Genomic DNA, 1,195 nt, shown 5'->3' on the forward strand with positions numbered 1-1,195 from the left:
CTCATTTTCGAGAGACCTCGACCTCTATCCCGGCAACGACGCGCCAACCACCTCTACACCCTCATCTGTGAAGAGCCAGTTATCGGCATTGAATTGTCGTGGAGAACCTGCCGGACTTTCTGCTTCATCATGCGAGAATGGGTTTCCGACAAAGGCTACGAGCGCACCAATTGCCACGAGCAGCCCCGCTGCCACCCACAGGGCTCTTCTGCGAAGATTGATACGTCGACTCTCGTTCGCTTCATTAAAGAAATCGCCGACTTTCGAACCGGATGCACGCACACCGTTACCGGCCAAGACAACCAATATCCCGCCCAGAAGCGCCGGAATGCCCACCAGCAGGAATAGCCATACACCGACAACTTCATTCGAGAACGTGATGAAGAATACCGATAGCAGCAAGGGGATCGTTGCCATTGCAAATGCGGCGACGATGGAACGGCTCCGGAGCGAGCGGCCATCGGCACGTGCGATACGCATCACCAATACGGTCCACCACCCCAACAGGGACAAAGCTGTCGCAACGGCCAGCCCAGCAGGTATCCGCGGCCGTTCCGGCCCGTCGATTCCTGCTACGTTGGGCGCCGTCCACCAGAGGTAGAACCATCCGATTGCGACGGCCGTTCCGATCGCCGCTACCCACTTAACGTTTCGAGTCATCCAAAACTCCTCGATATTTCACTCTAGGACCTGTGGTGAGACCCCAGACCTGCTAATTGCAAGGATGCAACCTGAAAACGAAGTCAGACGTACCCTTTGCGGGGCGCGCCCATTCGAAGTTCCAGGATGGCTTAGCGTATCCGCCTTCCGCATCCCAAAATTTCTTTTGCACGCCAAAGAAATGGCACATGTACTGCTGGAATATGCTGTCTGGATTCTGCTCAATTCGGTCGTAGAGCGATTTAGTTGGATCAGATGGGCTCATCAGTTGACTTGCCTGGGCGTGGCACAATATGTCGCCCCACATTGTATACGCGGACGCTGCCCCCTGTCCTATGTCGGCAGGTGCTTGCTTCAATTCCGGAGGTGTATCCGCAAATAGAATGGCTGCTCCCGACCCCAGTGCATCCATGCGCGCCTTACGGGTTGGGTAGACCTCAATGGATTCCAGACCACCCTCGGGCCTTGCCCCCATGTAGTGGACACGGGATTTGTGGTTACGCGGCTACTGGCAGCGTAGCCGGTGTTAGGGTCC

The 1,195-nt window shown here is 56.2% G+C and carries 1 protein-coding gene; it reads right to left on the bottom strand.

What is annotated here, in order from left to right:
- Positions 1 to 24: 24 nt before the first annotated feature.
- Positions 25 to 660 (bottom strand): hypothetical protein, encoded by a 636-nt coding sequence (locus ACJH7A_RS30545; RefSeq protein ID WP_406803321.1) that lies wholly within the window; start codon positions 658 to 660, stop codon positions 25 to 27.
- Positions 661 to 1,195: the final 535 nt, after the last annotated feature.

It is taken from the genome of Mycobacterium sp. SMC-17, assembly GCF_045310915.1.
Classification (GTDB): domain Bacteria; phylum Actinomycetota; class Actinomycetes; order Mycobacteriales; family Mycobacteriaceae; genus Mycobacterium.